Consider the following 17,653-nt stretch of genomic DNA (forward strand, 5'->3'; position numbering starts at 1 on the left):
AAAAAATGGACGATGCCGATAAGAAATTGGAAAACGGCCTTGAATCGATTTATGATTGAATTCGAAGACCGTTTGAAAGATGTTATTTAAACTTGGCAGTTACACAAAATGTGTTACAGGGTCTTAAAAAGGGTTATTGCTAACCCTTTTTATAAAGCCACTAAACGGTAAAGTGTGCTACTTCGTTATTTAACACTGCGGCATTTGATTTCAAGTTAGTACTTGTTTTAGCAATGTTTTTAAATTCATTTTCAGTTACTTCAGTTAATTCAAATAATGCGTGAACATTATTATTTAAATCTTCGGTTACGTTAGTCTGTTCCAGTGCTGAGGTTGCTATTTGAGTGTTCATACTATTCATTGTGGATATGGCATTATTGACTTTTTCTAATGAATTTCTCGACTGCTCAGTGACTTCTTTCGCTTCTTCACTTGATGATTTACTAATTGCCATAGCCGATACCGCGCTTTGTGCACCCGATTGCAACTTGTCGATCATGGTTCTGATTTCTTCAGTGCTACTTTGTGTGCGACTGGCTAAGGTGCGCACTTCATCGGCAACAACAGCAAAACCACGACCTTGTTCACCAGCACGAGCAGCTTCAATAGCGGCATTTAAAGCTAATAGGTTGGTTTGCTCAGCGATTTGTTGAATAACCTCTAGCACACTTCCAATGGCGTCTGTTTCACGTTCTAATACATTCATTGCTTCTGATGAATGGTTGATATCATCGTTTAGTTTTTGCAATTTATCGAGGGCTGCCATTAAGGAACTCATTGTTACGGTGACTTCTTCATCAGCTTCGGTTGCTGATTCTGAAGCGTGGTTTGAGTTACGCGTTATTTCTTGTGCCGTTGCTAACATTTCGTTAATGACTGTGGCGAGGTGTTCAGTTTTAATGCGCTGTTCGTGGATTAAATCTAAGCTATTTTGAGAAGAGTTATCTAGTTCAAGCGTTGAGTTATTAATAACTTCGGCTTCTTTACTCACATTGATAACAATTTCGCGAATTTTTTCGGAAAAATCGTTAAATGATTTAGCGCATCGTCCTACTTCATCTTTATTTTCGATTGCGAGTTTTTTAGTGAGATCTCCTTGACCATGAGAAATGTCTTGCAATGCGGCGTTCATATTATCGAGCGGTCTTAATGCTTTCATAATAGAGATGAAACAAACAACAATTGACGCCAATAATAAAATAAAAGTAATAATAGAGGTATTAATAATAATATTTGATAGGGTGTTATCAATATTTTCAATTTTTCTTTCAATTGTTTCTTCAATATCATCAATATAATAACCTGTGCCAATTAACCAATCGTAACCAGGAATATTTTGAGTGTAGGCTAATTTGGGAAATTGCACTTTACCTGAGCCTTTTTTAGGTGCGGTATAATGTGTGTAGCCTCCACCGGCTCTTGCTCTGTCAGCCATAGTTTCGATAGGATGCTTTTTATTTGGGTTTTCCCTAGTAAAATTAATAGGTGTTGTTTCGAAGCGTCCTTTTCTCCCATTGGCTATCGACATATTGTCGTAACTATTGATAAAAAAGTAGCCGCCATTTTCGTATTTTAATTGGTTTAACATATCAATGATGGCATCGTCTTTCGCTTTTGATGACGGTTGCTTTAAGATAGCGTCCATTGACGATAATGCCATAAGTACGAGTGATTTCAGTTCATTTTGCTTCTGTGCCAGCAGAGCCTTTCTTTCTTCTTCTATTTGTTGTTCTTTGAAAGTATTTAATTCTTGGATTGTGCTCCATAAAATGGTCGCCGCAACCAACAATACTGGAAGTAAACAAATAGCTAACAATTTGTTTTTTAGTAAAATCTTTTTAAACATTATTTCCTCGCCGTGTTTTGAGTTTTCATTTTTATGTTTATATCGGAAGAATATAACAAGGTGTTTATCTCAAAGATAAGGTAATCATTTTTATCATAGCGCAAACTTTTTAAAATGTTACCTTATATTAAAAGTTGAAATAATATAACGGCTAATTAACCACAGCTTTAAATTCTTCAACAAAATAAATAACGATTTCAATGGCGATCAATACAATAATAATCCACTCTAAAAATGAGGAATGTTGATGCTTTTGCTCATCCGCTAACATGTCAAATAGCTCATGAATGGTGGCTAATTTTATTGATAATAGCTCAACACGCTGATGGATCTCCATATAGCGCGCAATGGTATTATAGGTGTTTTCATATTCGGGATATTCCCAGAAAAATTCAGGTGTATCAAGTAAACCATAGTGAAGTATGATGTCACTTTTCGTGCTGAAAAGAGTACCACGAATTTTGGCCGTTTCTTTACGTGATAGTGCAATTTTACCCGTTTTAGCCAGCGTTTGAGGTAAATGTGAATAATCAGCAATGGTGTTTTGGGCGTTTTGCTCATATTCAATGAGCTTTATTGATTGAGCAAGTGCATGACTAATCGCTAAACGTGTTAACGGGTTATCATCCGGTAGATAAATTACATCTTTACTAATTTTTAATTCAGCAGCAAACGCAAATCTTAAATGCTCTTCAATGTTTTCAACAACACTTTTGTGATCGCGCAACAAGCGATTAAGTAATGCCATACGTTCATCTTCATCAACCGCCCAAAAAACAATAACGCCATAATCAAATAACCAATATTCACCTGTGCTTACAACCATGTGAACGGCATCACGGTAACGAACACCACGTTCAGTTATATTGGTGCTGATACTGCTAGCGCCGGAAAAATAATTATCACCTAGATTATAAATTGAAACGCGATCGTGGCTAAAATTGATCACTTCGGCGCTTTTTTCATTCTTCATTTACGTTTTCTCTGTTAATTGGCTGATGTTGCCGTGTTAACCCATTTGGTATATCAAAGCGAACCATCATGAAAAGATCTTTCTTTTACGCCAAGTTTTTATTTTTGCCAATCTTTATTCTTGTCTTTTGATGAAATATTTTTCGACAAAAATAATTAGTCGATAGCGTTAAAACTTTTTGCTTTTGTTTTTTTGTAAAAGTGCGACTATCCGCACGTAAAACTTATTCATAACACGAGAGAAAGCCAATGAATAAACACTCAAGATCTGCTTATAACGACGACTTGGAATTTAACGATAGTTATAACCCGCAACTCAATCAAAGCGATTTTGATTACGACAATATAGAAAGTCAGCCTAGAAATGGTTCTAAACGCCATCGCAGTATGAACAACTATTTGGTTCGTAAAAAAATAGAAGCTCGTCAGGAAGCCCGTCGATTAAGAGATTTAATTGACGATGAATATGACGATTGGAATTAAATCATTAACGTTAGGTAACGTTAAAAATTTTACTGAAAACCTAGGAAATAAAATGAAAAAAACACTATTAGTTACTTTATTAACAACCGGTTTAGTTTCTGGCTTTTTAACAAATGCAGTTGCTGATGAATTACCAGAAGCACCAGCTGAAGTTGTGAAACAAGCAATTGAAGACTGTAAAGAATGGGCAAAAGAAGATGATATTTCAGCAGCTGATCTTTACAAATTTGTATTAAATTGTGTTAATGATGACTTGAAAGATCAAGAATTCAAAACCGTTGCTAAAATCAGCTTATAATGATCATGAATGAGTAAGTAAGATATTACTTACTCATTTTTCTACTTCCTATTTCCAGTCTTTAAGGTTTCCTCATTAATACCTTTTTTGCTATTGCGCCTTATCAATGGCCTGCCATTTTTACGGCATTATTTTGTGGTGCTATTATTGGTTTAGAACGTCAATTAAGAGGCAAGCCGGTTGGCATTCGTACCTCGTCACTGATCGTTTTAGGTACTTATGTCTTTATTGCAACAGCTGACAGTGTTGCTTCTGATATGTCTGATCCTTCACGTATTATTGGCCAAGTTATTACCGGCGTAGGTTTTTTAGGAGCTGGTGTAATGTTGGCTAAAGATGGTGCTGTTGTTGGGGTAACATCGGCGGCTACTATTTGGGTATTGGCTGCGGTTGGTGTTGTGGTTTCAAAAGGGGACTTTTGGGCTTCTATTCAAATATCACTAGTGGTAGTGTTTATTTTGGTTGGGGTTGATCTATTAGAAGAGTACTCTCAAATGTTCACTAAAGGTGTGCATAATCGATACCGTACCTGGAAAGCTGAACCGTCTCGTTTTAGTGACCGACATCAAAAGAAAAAAGCGAAAATTTTTAAACCACCGCAAGGTTAAAGATTCAATTGTGTCCGTTTCAGTTTTTAGCCCTGTTACAGAAAATAGCGGCTAATACTTAAATGCGCTGGACGGCTAATACCTAAGGCTTTATTATTCTTTTTCTTTCAGCAATTACATAATTATCATTAATGAAATACTTTGCTTATGGCTCAAATATGTCGCTTGCTAGGTTACAGGCACGCGTCCCCAGTGCCCAAAAATTAGGTAGTTATTTTTTAACTGGGCATACGTTACGGTTTCATAAAATTGGTAAAGACGGCTCGGCTAAGTGTGATGCTTTGGCGACAACAAAGGCAAATGATATTATTTATGGTGTATTGTTTGAAATTGCAGAAGCTGACAAACCGGTATTAGATTTTGCTGAAGATTTAGGCCATGGCTATCAAGAAAAACAAGTCTATGTTGAAAATGAACGTGGTCAAAGACATCAAGCTTTTGTCTATTATGCCATCTTAGTGGCTTCTGATATTAAGCCCTATGATTGGTATTTACGGCACGTACTTGTTGGCGCTAAAGAAAATGCGTTGCCAGTGCAATATATTAATAAGTTGGCGGCAACTGACTTTATTGAAGATAAAGATTTAGCTCGGGCAGAGCAAGAGCAAGCTATTTATTTAACTTAATTTTTATTATTGGCATTTATGCTAAGAGGAAACCTATTATATGAATACGTCACTGTTAATTGTGCTCGTCGCTGGGTTTGCCATCATCATTGGCATTAGCTGTTATGTTATTGGAAAAAAGAAAAGTAATGCTCCTATAAGAGCCGGTTTGATGGGCGCTATTTTCTCAATCATTCCGGTTTTAGGAATTATCTATTTAGTGTATTTAATTTGTAAGGATGATCTTACCGCTTAGATAGGAAACAGAAAAAGAGGCCGATTTAAAAAGCTGACCCCAGACATCGTTAAATATGGGGTTAGCTTTTAAGATACTTTTATACGGATTGGTATTATTGTTTTTCGGCAGCTTGCTGAGCCGCTAATTTTTCTTTTTTAGCCGCTTTTCTGGCCGCTAATGTTTTTGCTGCTTCTGAGCCAACATGGGCTTCGCCACGTAATTTAGCTAATTCCATTTGTTTTTCACGTTCAGCATAACGCGCTCGTTGCTCTGGTGAGGTTTTATCATAACAATGATGACAACTTACCCCTTTTTCATATTCACTGCGGTCTTTGTCTTCTTCTAAAATAGGCATACGACAAGCATGGCATTGATCATATTTACCCGCATTTAATTGATGATCAACCGTTACTCTGTCATCAAAAACAAAACACTCACCTTGCCACATGGTTTCTTCTTCAGGCACTTCTTCTAAATATTTCAAAATGCCACCTTCAAGGTGATAAACTTCTTCAAAGCCTTGTTCTTTCATGTAGGCCGTTGATTTTTCGCAACGAATACCACCTGTGCAAAACATAGCTACTTTTTTATGTTTAGCAGGATCCATATTATTTTTTACATAATCAGGGAATTCACGGAAAGTTGTGGTGTTTGGATCAACAGCATTTTGAAAGGTGCCAATTTGTACTTCGTAATCGTTGCGTGTATCAACTAAAACCACCTCAGGATCAGAAATTAAAGCATTCCAATCTTGCGGCTTAACATAAGTACCCACGACATGGCGAGGATCAATACCTTCAACGCCCATGGTAACAATTTCTTTTTTCAGTTTTACTTTACAGCGTTTAAAAGGCTTTTCTTCAGTGAAAGATTCTTTATGAGAAATATCCGCTAAACGTGAGTCTAATTCAAACCAAGCTAATAAGTTATCAATCGCTTGGCGAGAGCCGGCTACGGTGCCGTTGATACCTTCATTGGCTAATAATAAGGTGCCGCAAATATCATTTTCTTCCATGATATTAAGAAGTGGTTGGCGAATTTTTTCAAAATCTTCAAGCGCAACAAATTTGTACATTGCGCAAACAACATAAGTAGTCATAAGTTTCCTGCTAACGGGAACGTAAATCCCGTGCGTTAATAAATAAAAAATAAGAATTTAATGTTAATGCTTAATTAACCGCGCATATTATAAGGACTTTATTTTATTTTGCAAAAGGCTGAATGAACAGTTTAGTGGCGAATGGCTTTTATCAATATAAACTACGCTTTAGGAGTTAAATTAATTTATAGCTCTAAGTAATATGTTGATTGGTAATTTCTTCTTTGTAATTGCTTATAATTGATTTACAAAGGTTTGTTTGAAATTGTTCATCCTTGCATCAATTGTCAATCCCTGTAAAATGTTTAGTTTACGAACTAACAGGGGGTTGGTTCGTTATTGAATTTATTCGATCTATTAATTATTGAGGTATAAACGTGAGTTATTATTCTGTCGTTTCTATTGTTGCTTACTTTTTAGTAATGCTGCTAATTGGTTTGTATGCCATGCGTAAATCAACAGCCAACAATGATGAATATTTATTAGGTGGCAGAAATATCAGCGCTAAAGTTACGGCTTTGTCTGCTGGTGCGTCAGATATGAGTGGTTGGATGTTAATGGGCTTACCTGGTGCCGCTTTTGTTTCAGGTTTAGATAGTATATGGATTGGTTTAGGTTTAATTATCGGTGCTTTTTTTAATTACCAAATCGTAGCTCCCCGTTTACGTGTTTATACTGAGGAGGCTGATAATTCATTAACCGTACCTGAATTTTTCTCAAAACGTTTTTCATTACAAAACAGCTTTGTTCGTATTGTTGCTTCTATTGTTATTATTTGCTTTTTTACTTTATATACCTCATCAGGTTTGGTGGCTGGCGGTAAGTTATTTCAGTCCGCCTTTGGTTTAGATTATTCAATGGGGGTGTATTTAACCATCAGTGTTGTCATTATTTATACTGTTTTGGGCGGCTTTTTAGCGGTGAGCTTAACCGATTTTGTTCAGGGTTGTATTATGTTCTTGGCGCTCATTTGTGTGCCTGTTTTTGCTTTTATTGAGCTGGAGCCAAATACTAATTTGATCGGTAACACCTTAAATGCGTTTTATCAGTCAAGTGCGGCTTGGGAGGGCTTTGGCTGGTTGACTATTCTTAGCTTAATGTCTTGGGGCTTAGGTTATTTTGGACAACCGCATATTATTGTGCGATTTATGGCGATTAACCATGTATCAAGTGTAAAAACCGCGAGAAATATTGGTATGAGCTGGATGACAGTGTCGTTGATAGGGGCGTTATTAACCGGTCTTGTTGGTTTTTATTATACCCAGCAGCAAGGTATAACTGTTGATGATCCAGAAACTATTTTTGTTTTATTATCTACAACCTTGTTCCATCCGTTAGTTGCCGGTTGGTTATTAGCAGCTATTTTAGCCGCCATTATGAGTACGATTTCATCTCAATTATTAGTGTCGAGTAGTTCATTAGTTGAAGACTTTTATCGCATTTTTATTGATAAAAAAGCCAGTGAACAGCGTTTAGTTTTAGTGAGTAGATTATGCGTTTTAGCGGTTGCTCTTGTTGCTACATATATCTCGTTAGATCCTGGTCAGAATGTACTTAGTATCGTATCAAGCGCATGGGCAGGTTTTGGCGCCGCTTTTGGTCCTGTTATTTTATTTGCTTTATTGTGGAAAAGAATGAGTAATGCTGGCGCAATTGCCGGGATTATTACGGGAGCTTTAACGGTATTGTTTTGGGGGCATGTGCCAGTACTTGAAAATGGTGAAGCATTAGGTTCGCTGTTTTATGAATTAGCACCTGGCTTTGTGGTTAATTCGTTGACTATTTGGTTGGTGAGTCATTTATCAATGCCGAGTGAATCAACTTTAGCTACGTTTGAGCGTTGTCAAAAAGTAATTAAAGCGCATTGTTAACTGTATAAACACAGTTCAAAAGTGTTGTTAGAAGGTGAATTAAAGTGGAAAAATATGAAGAATTATTAGTGGCGATCAGACGAGTTATTCGTGCAATCGACTTACGTTCAAAAAAGTTAAGTAAAGAAGTGGGGATCACAGGGCCGCAATTACTTGTGTTGCAAGCGTTAAGCAGTCAGCCAGGCATTACGGCTAAACAATTGTCTGAAATTGTGAATCTTAGCCAAGCGACAGTGACGAGTATTCTTGATCGATTAGAGGACAAATTATTAATTAGTCGAATGAGAAGTGAAGAAGATCGCCGTAGAGTTTTTCTTTGTTTAACTGAAACCGGTAAAACGACACTTGATGATTCACCTAAAGCGATGGAAGACGCTTTTATCGAAAAATTTAGTTGTTTAGATGATTGGGAACAATCACTCTTACTTTCAAGTGTGCAACGCGTTGCTAGTATGATGGATGCGAATAAGTTAGATGCCGCACCGATCTTAAATATTAGTGAAGTGCCACAATAGTTACATATTCTTTTGCTATACTAAGGCTGAACAATTTGTTTGGCCTTTTTTATGCCTCTAAAAAAATTGATTAGTATACTAATCAATTTTGGTGTATTATATGGCCACTGTAATTTCGGAGGAATATATGAAAACCAATGGCTATATAAGCACATGGAAAAGAATTGTTTTAAAAATTGGCAGCGCGTTAATTGCACCAGATGGAAAGGGTTGTAGTTCGCATAATTTATTAGCAATAGCACAATTTATTATTGAATGCCGAAAACGCCATATTGATGTCATACTCGTTTCTTCAGGCTCAGTTGCCGCAGGTAGAGCTTTTTTCGCTGAAGCTAAGCCGTCTATTGGATTAAAAAAAGCAATGGCTGCTGCCGGCCAAGCTGAAATGTTAGCCACCTGGGATAGATTATTTGATTTCCCTACTGCTCAAGTATTGTTAACACACGGTGATTTAACCGATAAAGAACGTTATGACAGTATTAAAGAAACCATCTCAACACTCTTAGAAAATGGTTTATTACCTATCATTAATGAAAATGATACGGTGACCACTGATTATTTGAAGGTTGGCGACAATGATAACTTGTCGGCAATGGTTGCCGCAGCAACACACGCAGATGTGTTGATCATGTGTTCAGATATTGAAGGTTTGTTTACAAAAGATCCAAACAAATATGACGATGCCGTTATTGTTAAAACGGTAAATGAAATTGATGAAAATATTAAAAGTATGGCTGGTTGTGCAACAAGTTCTGTTGGCACTGGCGGTATGGCAACCAAGTTAGAAGCGGCTGAAAAAGCAGCAGCTCATGGTATTTATAGTTATATTGTCAATGGTTTTAATCAGAGTGTTTTTACAGACTTTTTAAGCGGTAAAAACCCAGGCACTTTATTTGCGCCTTATGCAAAACCGTTAGATCAAGATATTCATTGGTTAACCCACACTACCAGAGAACAAGGTGAGTTGGTGTTAAATAAAGAAGGGGCTGATGCCTTTATCTTAGGTGATACTGCGTTATCTACTGATGATGTAGTTGAAGTTAACGGTAACTTCTCTAATGGCGATACGGTAATTATTAAAGATAGTGAAGGTGAAGAGTTAGCTAAAGCGTCTACCAACTATAGTAGTTGTTTATTGTCTTACATTGCAGATATTTCTGATAAATCTAGCTCTAATAGCGTATCTTCAGTTTTACAAGAAGATAATATCGCGATGTTAAATGAAGCAAGTGAAGATGGCCGTTAATATAACGAGCTGAGTTATTTTTAAACTTTTATAAAAATGAACCTAACTAGGTTCATTTTTTTTGCCTGTAGGTTAATTAATACCACTCCATATAAAGAAGTGCTCACCTAGAACGGTATAGGCGGCATTAGAACAAACAAAATTTGTAAAGATATAGTTATTCTACATCAAATAAATTTTGTGCAGTTATCATGGTGCCCATACGTTCCCAAAGGGCGAGTTTTAAAGGCTTATATGCAGCGTTATTGATTTTGATAAGGGAATAACCATTCTCTTCAATCAATGCCTCGCCTCTAAGCCTTTAAATTCTCGCTAAGTGAGTACTTTCTTATACGGATTGGTATAAGCTTATTTTCAAGGTATAAAAAAAGCGAGCATACAACTCGCTTTTGCATCGTTCACCTTAGGTTAACAAGGCTTAAATTTAGGCTAGGCTTTATTTAACTTTCATACCCGGTTGAGCACCATCTTCTGGATTCAGTATCCATAAATCTTTACCACCAGGGCCTGCTGCTAGTACCATGCCTTCAGACATGCCAAAACGCATTTTACGCGGTGCTAAGTTAGCCACCATCACGGTAAGCTTGCCAATCAAATCTTCTGGCTGGTAGGCTGATTTAATACCAGCAAATACTTGGCGGGTTTCACCACCTTCATGTGAGTCAAGCGCTAACTCTAAGCGTAATAATTTATCTGCTTTTTCAACATGCTCAGCGTTAATGATTTTAGCAATGCGTAAATCTATTTTAGCAAAATCGTCAAATTGAATTTCTGGTGCAATGGGATCATCAATCAAAGGCTCACCGGTTAACGCCGGAGTTTGTTTAGCTGATTTTTTTTCAGTTTTTTTCGCTTTTGGTGCTGCTTTTGCGGTTGCCGTTAAATTTTCTTTTGACGCTTCGGTCATTGCCGCAACTTTATCCATTTCAATACGTTGCATTAACGCTTTAAACTTATTAATTTTATGATCAGTTAATAAGGTTTTATGGCCATCCCACAATAATTCATCATTTAAAAAGCCTTCCGTTTTTTCAGCAAGAGCAGGTAAAACCGGTTTTAAGTAAGTCATTAAAATACGGAATAGGTTAATGCCCAATGAGCAAATATCTTGCACTTCTTGTTGCTTTGATTCGTCTTTAGCTAACTGCCAAGGCTCTTTAATGGCGATATATTCATTAACTTTGTCGGCTAATGCCATGATCTCACGCATTGCGCGGCCAAAATCGCGTTTTTCATATAGTTCAGCTAACCTATCACCAGCAGCCATCACTTCATCAGCGAGTACCGGATCATCAATGTTGCTTGATAACATGCCATCAAAACGTTTACTGATAAAACCAGCACAACGTGAAGCAATATTGACTACTTTACCCACTAGATCTGAATTTACCCGTTGGGCGAAATCTTTTAAGTTAAGGTCTAAGTCATCAATACGGTTAGTTAATTTAGCTGCGTAGTAATAACGTAAATATTCAGGTTGTAAATGGTCTAAATAGGTACGGCCTTTAATAAAAGTGCCTTTAGATTTAGACATTTTAGCGCCATCTACCGTAACAAAACCATGTGCGAATACTGAGGTAGGCTTACGGTAACCAGCACCTTCTAACATGGCTGGCCAAAACAAGCTGTGGAAATAGATGATGTCTTTACCAATAAAATGATAAAGTTCGGCATCAGAGTCTGCTTTCCAGTAGTCATCAAAATTAATGCCTTTTTTATCACATAGGTTTTTAAAGCTTCCCATATAACCAATAGGCGCATCTAACCAAACATAAAAATATTTTCCGGGCGCATTGGGGATTTCAAAACCAAAATAAGGGGCGTCGCGGCTAATATCCCATTGCTGTAAACCTGACTCAAACCACTCGTTTAACTTGTTAGCCATTTCATCTTGTAATGAACCACCCGTTGTCCAAGCTTGTAACATGCTTTCAAATGCGGGCAAGTCGAAGAAATAATGTTCAGAATCACGTAAAACTGGGGTTGAACCTGAAACAACAGAACGAGGATTAATCACCTCGGTAGGTGAGTAGGTAGCACCACAGCTATCACAGCTGTCACCATTTTCATCTTCGCTTTTACATTTAGGGCAAGTACCTTTTACAAAGCGATCAGGTAAAAACATGCCTTTTTCTTCATCATAAAGCTGTGAAATTACCCGCGTTTTAATATGACCGCCGTCATGCAGCTTATTATAAATAGCGCTAGCTAATTCACGGTTTTCATCGCTATGGGTAGAATGGTAGTTATCAAAACTTATCATAAAGTCTTTAAAGTCAGCCATATGCTCTTCACGAACACCATCAATCATAGCCTCAGGCGTAATACCTAATTCTTGGGCTTTTAACATGATTGGAGTGCCGTGCGCATCGTCAGCACAAACAAAATACACTTCATGGCCACGCATTCGTTGAAAGCGCACCCAAATATCGGTTTGGATGTGTTCAAGCAAATGGCCTAAATGAATAGAACCGTTGGCATAAGGAAGGGCGCAAGTGGCTAATATTTTACGTTTTGCCGTGTCTGAATTAGAGCTTAAATTTTGTGACATTGAATCTTTATAACATTTAGGTGGAAATCAATGGCGCAATGGTACAAAATTTAGCGCGAGGTTTCATTAAGAAATCGGTTGTTTTTCTATTCTTCTGTAATATAAATTAAATATTAAGTGACTCACATTGTTTAAAAAGCTATTTCCATCGAAAAAAGTTTCAGATCAACATATTGAAATGATCAGTGAAACATTGTCCGCATATCGTTCGTCGAGTTTTCCTCTAGGTGTTTTAGCCGTTTGTGAACCGCCAACTTTTACCGCGGTAAAATCAGGTATTGAAGTGGCGCTAGTTGTACCATTTCCTTGTATTAGTGAATTAAACGACATTGCTTTAACTTTGTCTGAGCAGTTAGCGCTAACGGTTACCTTTAATATTGCTTTTCATGTTTTACCGGTCAGAGAACATCATATTGCGGGTATTCGTAATGTTATTGCCGTTGCCTCAGGTAAAGGTGGTGTTGGTAAATCAACCACTAGTGTAAATTTGGCGTACGCATTACAAGCGGAAGGTGCTCGTGTTGGTATTTTAGATGCTGATATTTATGGCCCGTCGATACCGACCATGTTAGGTGTTACCGATAAAAAACCAATGTCACGTGATGGCCAGTTAATGATCCCCGTGGAAGCGAATGGTTTAGTGCTCAACTCTATCGGTTTTTTAGTGCCTGACGAAGATGCTGCTGTCTGGCGTGGCCCTATGGCCAGTAAAGCATTTGATCAGTTATTACATGAAACTTTATGGGGTGAACTTGATTATTTGATCATTGATATGCCACCAGGTACCGGCGATATTCAAATAACCTTGTCTGAAAAAGTGCCCGTTGCGGCCTCTGTTGTGGTTACTACTCCTCAAAATGTGGCGTTGGCAGATGCTATTAAAGGCATTGCCATGTTTGAAAAGGTTAATATTCCTGTATTAGGTGTCATTGAAAACATGAGTTATCACATTTGTGACGCTTGTGGTAACAAAGCTCACTTGTTTGGTGAAGGAGGCGGGCAGTTTGTTGCTGAGCAATATCAAACGCAATTATTAGGACATTTGCCGTTAAATAGTGATATTCGCGCAGACATGGATTGTGGTCTTTCACCATTAATTGAAAATAGCGCTGGTGAAATAGCCCAACAGTACCGTAAAATAGCGCGCAATACCGCAGCGCAATTATTTTTACAATTAGATAATCGAAGTCCACTGACACCTGATGTGGTAATCAGTGAATAAGATTGCGCATAGCACTTTGCAAATACTAATAAATTCTGAGAATAAACCATGAGATTGTGTGATAAAGATATAGAACGACATATTGAACAAGGAACGATCACTATTTTACCTAAACCAGATTCATCAATGATTTCAGGGGTGAGTGTTGATATTCGTTTAGGTAATGAATTTCGCGTTTTCCAAGATCACACTGCTCCTTATATTGATTTAAGTGGTCCTCGTGAAGAAATGCAAAAAGCGATGAATTCAGTGATGAGTGATGAAATTGTCATTCCTGATGGCGAAGCGTTTTTTCTTCATCCTGGCGAGTTAGCATTAGCGGTAACTTATGAGTCGGTCACTTTACCAGATAACATTGTTGGTTGGTTAGATGGTCGCTCTTCGTTAGCGCGTTTAGGTTTAATGGTACATGTGACAGCACATAGAATTGATCCCGGCTGGTCAGGACAAATTGTATTAGAGTTTTATAACAGCGGTAAATTACCGTTAGCTTTGCGTCCTAAAATGAAAATAGCGGCGTTAAATTTTGAAACTATGTCGGATAGCGCTCTACGGCCTTATAACACGCGAGATGATGCTAAATATAAAGGGCAGAAGGGGGCCGTTGCCAGCCGAATTAGCCAAGATGAGGCTTCATCTTAACCTTTTAACTCTTCGTTGAAAGCAAAAGGCCAGCATTGTTATGCTGGCCTTTTTGTTGAGGTAAAAACCACCGTTAAGAGTTAACAACTTTTAACGGTGGTTTTTTCAAATCTTTAACAATAACGTTTAGTGCTTTGATCAGCATTTCTCGGTCATGGTGATGTGGAACTGATTTTTTAGCTAGCTGTTGATTAATCACATTAACGCGCTCAGATGTAACTCCAAGGTTGGCAATAACACTATCAATGGGCAAACAACCAATATTACTTTCTATCCAAGCGAGTTTTTCATCTAATGTAAGCTGCGACGCAGGGCTTTTTTCTGCAACCACATTATCAATAAATACACAGTGACCTTTTCGATTTTTTAAGGCGTTAGATATATCGCGTACTAATAATGGTGGTATCACGCTAGTGAGAAAACTACCTGGGCCTAAAATAATTAAATCAGCATTTGCTAGCGCTTTTAAACATTGATTTGGTGTTTTTACCAGTGGCGCTAACATTAAGTTTTCGGGCATGACCGGCATTTCGTCAACTGATAGCTCACCAACACGGCAGCGTCCTTTTGGATAAAAGGCCATTAAATCAGTTGGGGTTTCCGACATAGGATACACTGGCGGCTTGATACGTAATAAACGCCTTACCAGTTTAATTGACTCAATTGGACGAGATTGTATTTGTCCTAGGCCGTATAAAATTAAGTTACCTAGGTTATGACCACCGAGTTCATCTTGGCCGTCAAAACGAAAGTTGAATAACTGACTCCCAATAGAATCGTCGTCGACAAGTTCGGTAAGGCAATTTCTCAGATCGCCCCATGCAATAGTACTACTACGTTTGCGAAGTCTACCTGTTGAGCCACCATTATCGGTTGTGGTTACAATACCGGTGAGTTGATCACCAAGAAAAGAAAGCGTTGAAAGCACGCGTCCTAAACCATGACCACCACCAATGGCAACAACATTTAGTGATTCTAATTGCATATAACTTAAGGTTTTAAATTTACGTAGGTAAGCTAACTTTACGCATTATTGTGTTAAAAATAAAGTAAAGGTGAGGGCATTTTACAATTGATTACACTTAACGAAGTCGCTTAAAAAAGATAAGGGGTTACTAACTATTTAATTAGCCACAAAAAAATGAATAGCGAGGGGAGAACAAAATTATACTAACATCATGACTAAGACACTGATTAAATAAAAAATAATCAACTTGATGGTTAATTAGACATTTAAACACTAAACAGGAAAAAAAAGCAGGTTTATTCAAATTAATAGTTGACACTATGGGGGTGTCTGCTTAGAATGCGCCTCGCTTTCAAAGAGTACTTTGTTTTGATTTGAAGTATGAATTTAAGCGGCAAGTTTACTTATTATTTATTAAATAAGTATTATTTGTTCTGGGGCTATAGCTCAGCTGGGAGAGCGCTTCGCTGGCAGCGAAGAGGTCTGCGGTTCGATCCCGCATAGCTCCACCAATTTATAAATTCAAGGTTGTTGTATAACTTAGGCCATACAATAATCCTATGACTGACACTTGTGTTATTCATGAATTAGATACTTGAACGTTTACGATTAAGTATTTGTACTAACAACAAGCTTACTTGATGTTGGTACAACGATAGATTTCTGTGTCCCTATCGTCTAGAGGCCTAGGACACCGCCCTTTCACGGCGGTAACAGGGGTTCGAATCCCCTTAGGGATGCCACTTTCAAGGTTGTTGTATAACTTAGGCCATACAATAATCCTATGATTGACACTTGTGTTATTCATGAATTAGATGCTTGAACGTTTACGCTTAAGTATTTGTATTAACAACAAGCTTACTTGATGCTAATACAACGATAGATTTTTGTGTCCCTATCGTCTAGAGGCCTAGGACACCGCCCTTTCACGGCGGTAACAGGGGTTCGAATCCCCTTAGGGATGCCACTTTTAAGGTTGTTGTATAACTTAGGCCATACAATAATCCTATGATTGACACTTGTGTTATTCATGAATTAGATGCTTGAACGTTTACGATTAAGTATTTGTATTATCAACAAGGTAACTTGATGTTAGTACAACGATAGATTTCTGTGTCCCTATCGTCTAGAGGCCTAGGACACCGCCCTTTCACGGCGGTAACAGGGGTTCGAATCCCCTTAGGGATGCCACTTTTTTTAGGTTATTAGCGAACTAGGTCTCGTGAATTTCCTTTGGTTTAGTAAAGCCACAAATATAGATGTTTAATACTTTTAAATTAAAAGTATTATGCGTCAAAACTGAAAGATTTGAACTTTAATCTTTCAATCTGTTTTGATGTCCCTATCGTCTAGAGGCCTAGGACACCGCCCTTTCACGGCGGTAACAGGGGTTCGAATCCCCTTAGGGATGCCACATTAAAAAACCGACTTTTAGTCGGTTTTTTTTCGCCTAAAATTTACCAACTCGCAATTTAATCGTTAATGATCATCAATATTTTCGTTTTTAGTTGTTGTTACTTAAGCGGCTAGGATATATTTTAAAGCCTTGGGGTTTATAAAGGTTTTAAAATGAATATTCTCAGTTTTGGTGCCAGTAGTAGTAAAAATTCAATTAACAAAGTATTAGCGACCTATGCCGCTTCGTTAGTTCCCGATGCAACCGTTGAAGTGATCGATCTAAACGACTTTGAATTACCTTTATTTAGTGTTGATCTAGAAAAAGAATTAGGTAGCCCAATAGCTGCCCAGGCACTGTTTAATAAAATAGGGCAGGCTGATGCTCTAGTTATTGCTTTTGCCGAGCATAATGGCTCATACACGGCTGCTTATAAAAATATGTTTGATTGGATGTCGCGCATTCATCCAAAGGTTTTTCAAAATAAACCTATGGTACTTTTAGCAACGTCACCAGGTGCCGGAGGAGCAGCTAATGTGCTGAAGTCAGCGGTAACTTCAGCACCGCATTTTGCCGGGGTAGTAAAAGGCTCGTTATCAATAAAAAGTTTTTATGATAATTTTGACCTTGAGAAAAATGAATTGAAAAATGCAGAAATTAAACAAGTATTAACTGAAATGATGTCGGTTGTTTTTCGCCAATAATCGAGTTGAGCATTTGCAAAATACAGTAATGTTTTCAGCTATTAATACCATTCCGTATAAAGAAGTGCTCACTTAGAACGGTATGGGCGACATTAGAACAAACAAAATTTGTGAAGATATAGTTATTCTACATCAAATAAATTTTGTGTAGTTATCATGGTGCCCATACGTTCCCGAAGGGCGAGTTTTAAAGGCTTATATGCAGCGTTATTGATTTTGACAAGGGAATAACCATTCTCTTCAATCAATGCCTTGCCTCTAAGTAATGCCAGTCAGTTAAGCTGACTGGCATTTTTATTTTTGTTACTTGGGTACTTCGATTGTTTTGGTTTAATCCACCTGCGATACTTCCTTTCTTCTCGCCTTGGAGGTAATTTGAAATAGCTGAGT

At 37.6% G+C, this 17,653-nt stretch carries 17 protein-coding genes and 5 tRNA genes; 16 read left to right on the forward strand and 6 right to left on the reverse strand.

Features of this window, described 5'->3' with window-relative positions; translation table 11 throughout:
- Positions 1–160: 160 nt before the first annotated feature.
- Entirely contained in the window at positions 161–1,846 is a 1,686-nt protein-coding gene (locus ACSLUO_RS17400) for a methyl-accepting chemotaxis protein (protein WP_448250516.1), read from the reverse strand.
- 151 nt (positions 1,847–1,997) lie between these two features.
- Positions 1,998–2,792, reverse strand: a complete 795-nt coding sequence (locus ACSLUO_RS17405) for an RMD1 family protein (protein WP_448250540.1) — start codon at positions 2,790–2,792, stop codon at positions 1,998–2,000.
- A 275-nt stretch (positions 2,793–3,067) separates the two neighbouring features.
- On the opposite strand from ACSLUO_RS17405, the gene ACSLUO_RS17410 reads away from it, so the two are divergent.
- The 5 genes from ACSLUO_RS17410 to ACSLUO_RS17430 all read left to right on the forward strand — a co-directional run bounded on the left by ACSLUO_RS17410 (position 3,068) and on the right by ACSLUO_RS17430 (position 5,068).
- On the forward strand, positions 3,068–3,301 hold the full coding sequence (locus ACSLUO_RS17410; protein WP_448250518.1) for a PA3496 family putative envelope integrity protein: 234 nt from the start codon (positions 3,068–3,070) through the stop codon (positions 3,299–3,301).
- A 52-nt stretch (positions 3,302–3,353) separates the two neighbouring features.
- Positions 3,354–3,599, forward strand: a complete 246-nt coding sequence (locus ACSLUO_RS17415) for a hypothetical protein (protein WP_448250519.1) — start codon at positions 3,354–3,356, stop codon at positions 3,597–3,599.
- Positions 3,600–3,673: 74 nt separating this feature from the next.
- A complete protein-coding gene (locus ACSLUO_RS17420) occupies positions 3,674–4,207 on the forward strand; it encodes an MgtC/SapB family protein (RefSeq protein WP_448250542.1) in 534 nt (177 codons plus the stop codon).
- A 131-nt stretch (positions 4,208–4,338) separates the two neighbouring features.
- The gene (locus ACSLUO_RS17425; protein ID WP_448250521.1) at positions 4,339–4,833 is read left to right on the forward strand and encodes a gamma-glutamylcyclotransferase family protein; all 495 of its coding nucleotides are present in this window, start codon (positions 4,339–4,341) and stop codon (positions 4,831–4,833) included.
- A gap of 40 nt (positions 4,834–4,873) precedes the next feature.
- Positions 4,874–5,068, forward strand: a complete 195-nt coding sequence (locus ACSLUO_RS17430; RefSeq protein WP_448250522.1) for a hypothetical protein — start codon at positions 4,874–4,876, stop codon at positions 5,066–5,068.
- A 94-nt stretch (positions 5,069–5,162) separates the two neighbouring features.
- On the opposite strand, the gene trhO is transcribed toward ACSLUO_RS17430, so the two are convergent.
- On the reverse strand, positions 5,163–6,149 hold the full coding sequence (gene trhO / locus ACSLUO_RS17435) for an oxygen-dependent tRNA uridine(34) hydroxylase TrhO (protein ID WP_448250524.1): 987 nt from the start codon (positions 6,147–6,149) through the stop codon (positions 5,163–5,165).
- 377 nt (positions 6,150–6,526) lie between these two features.
- Here trhO and putP point away from each other — a divergent pair, with 377 nt between their 5' ends.
- The 3 genes from putP (at position 6,527) to proB (ending at position 9,781) form a co-directional block, all read left to right on the forward strand.
- Positions 6,527–8,020 (forward strand): sodium/proline symporter PutP, encoded by a 1,494-nt coding sequence (gene putP / locus ACSLUO_RS17440; protein ID WP_448250526.1) that lies wholly within the window; start codon positions 6,527–6,529, stop codon positions 8,018–8,020.
- Positions 8,021–8,064: 44 nt separating this feature from the next.
- Positions 8,065–8,535 (forward strand): MarR family winged helix-turn-helix transcriptional regulator, encoded by a 471-nt coding sequence (locus ACSLUO_RS17445; protein WP_448250528.1) that lies wholly within the window; start codon positions 8,065–8,067, stop codon positions 8,533–8,535.
- A gap of 100 nt (positions 8,536–8,635) precedes the next feature.
- Positions 8,636–9,781, forward strand: coding sequence for a glutamate 5-kinase (gene proB, locus ACSLUO_RS17450; RefSeq protein WP_448250530.1), 1,146 nt, complete (start codon positions 8,636–8,638; stop codon positions 9,779–9,781).
- A 157-nt stretch (positions 9,782–9,938) separates the two neighbouring features.
- Here the strand turns inward: proB and ACSLUO_RS17455 are convergent, their stop codons facing one another.
- Positions 9,939–10,064 (reverse strand): hypothetical protein, encoded by a 126-nt coding sequence (locus tag ACSLUO_RS17455; RefSeq protein WP_448250532.1) that lies wholly within the window; start codon positions 10,062–10,064, stop codon positions 9,939–9,941.
- Positions 10,065–10,217: 153 nt separating this feature from the next.
- Positions 10,218–12,332: a methionine--tRNA ligase gene (gene metG / locus ACSLUO_RS17460; protein ID WP_448250533.1), complete on the reverse strand. Its 2,115-nt coding sequence runs from the start codon at positions 12,330–12,332 to the stop codon at positions 10,218–10,220.
- Positions 12,333–12,459: 127 nt separating this feature from the next.
- On the opposite strand from metG, the gene apbC reads away from it, so the two are divergent.
- The gene (apbC, locus tag ACSLUO_RS17465) at positions 12,460–13,554 is read left to right on the forward strand and encodes an iron-sulfur cluster carrier protein ApbC (protein WP_448250535.1); all 1,095 of its coding nucleotides are present in this window, start codon (positions 12,460–12,462) and stop codon (positions 13,552–13,554) included.
- 48 nt (positions 13,555–13,602) lie between these two features.
- Positions 13,603–14,196: a dCTP deaminase gene (dcd, locus tag ACSLUO_RS17470; protein ID WP_448250536.1), complete on the forward strand. Its 594-nt coding sequence runs from the start codon at positions 13,603–13,605 to the stop codon at positions 14,194–14,196.
- Positions 14,197–14,269: 73 nt separating this feature from the next.
- On the opposite strand, the gene ACSLUO_RS17475 is transcribed toward dcd, so the two are convergent.
- On the reverse strand, positions 14,270–15,181 hold the full coding sequence (locus ACSLUO_RS17475) for a gluconeogenesis factor YvcK family protein (protein ID WP_448250537.1): 912 nt from the start codon (positions 15,179–15,181) through the stop codon (positions 14,270–14,272).
- Between the two features lie 418 nt (positions 15,182–15,599).
- On the opposite strand from ACSLUO_RS17475, the gene ACSLUO_RS17480 reads away from it, so the two are divergent.
- From ACSLUO_RS17480 to ACSLUO_RS17505, 6 genes are all read left to right on the forward strand, one after another.
- Positions 15,600–15,675 (forward strand) — tRNA-Ala (locus ACSLUO_RS17480).
- A 155-nt stretch (positions 15,676–15,830) separates the two neighbouring features.
- Positions 15,831–15,906, forward strand: a tRNA-Glu gene (locus ACSLUO_RS17485).
- A gap of 148 nt (positions 15,907–16,054) precedes the next feature.
- A tRNA-Glu gene (locus ACSLUO_RS17490) sits at positions 16,055–16,130 on the forward strand.
- Positions 16,131–16,278: 148 nt separating this feature from the next.
- Positions 16,279–16,354: transfer RNA gene (locus tag ACSLUO_RS17495), tRNA-Glu, on the forward strand.
- A 147-nt stretch (positions 16,355–16,501) separates the two neighbouring features.
- Positions 16,502–16,577: transfer RNA gene (locus ACSLUO_RS17500), tRNA-Glu, on the forward strand.
- A gap of 155 nt (positions 16,578–16,732) precedes the next feature.
- The gene (locus ACSLUO_RS17505) at positions 16,733–17,263 is read left to right on the forward strand and encodes an NADPH-dependent FMN reductase (protein ID WP_448250539.1); all 531 of its coding nucleotides are present in this window, start codon (positions 16,733–16,735) and stop codon (positions 17,261–17,263) included.
- The last annotated feature ends 390 nt before the right edge of the window (positions 17,264–17,653 follow it).

The sequence above is a fragment of the Thalassotalea agariperforans genome (genome assembly GCF_053470345.1).

Coding starts and splice junctions, on each gene's coding strand:
- ACSLUO_RS17400 (WP_448250516.1), bottom strand. CDS start 1,846: ATGTTTAAAAAGATTTTACTAAAAAACAAATTGTTAGCTATTTGTTTA.
- ACSLUO_RS17410 (WP_448250518.1), top strand. CDS start 3,068: ATGAATAAACACTCAAGATCTGCTTATAACGACGACTTGGAATTTAAC.
- ACSLUO_RS17415 (WP_448250519.1), top strand. CDS start 3,354: ATGAAAAAAACACTATTAGTTACTTTATTAACAACCGGTTTAGTTTCT.
- ACSLUO_RS17425 (WP_448250521.1), top strand. CDS start 4,339: ATGAAATACTTTGCTTATGGCTCAAATATGTCGCTTGCTAGGTTACAG.
- ACSLUO_RS17430 (WP_448250522.1), top strand. CDS start 4,874: ATGAATACGTCACTGTTAATTGTGCTCGTCGCTGGGTTTGCCATCATC.
- trhO (WP_448250524.1), bottom strand. CDS start 6,149: ATGACTACTTATGTTGTTTGCGCAATGTACAAATTTGTTGCGCTTGAA.
- proB (WP_448250530.1), top strand. CDS start 8,636: ATGGCCACTGTAATTTCGGAGGAATATATGAAAACCAATGGCTATATA.
- metG (WP_448250533.1), bottom strand. CDS start 12,332: ATGTCACAAAATTTAAGCTCTAATTCAGACACGGCAAAACGTAAAATA.
- dcd (WP_448250536.1), top strand. CDS start 13,603: ATGAGATTGTGTGATAAAGATATAGAACGACATATTGAACAAGGAACG.
- ACSLUO_RS17475 (WP_448250537.1), bottom strand. CDS start 15,181: ATGCAATTAGAATCACTAAATGTTGTTGCCATTGGTGGTGGTCATGGT.
- ACSLUO_RS17505 (WP_448250539.1), top strand. CDS start 16,733: ATGAATATTCTCAGTTTTGGTGCCAGTAGTAGTAAAAATTCAATTAAC.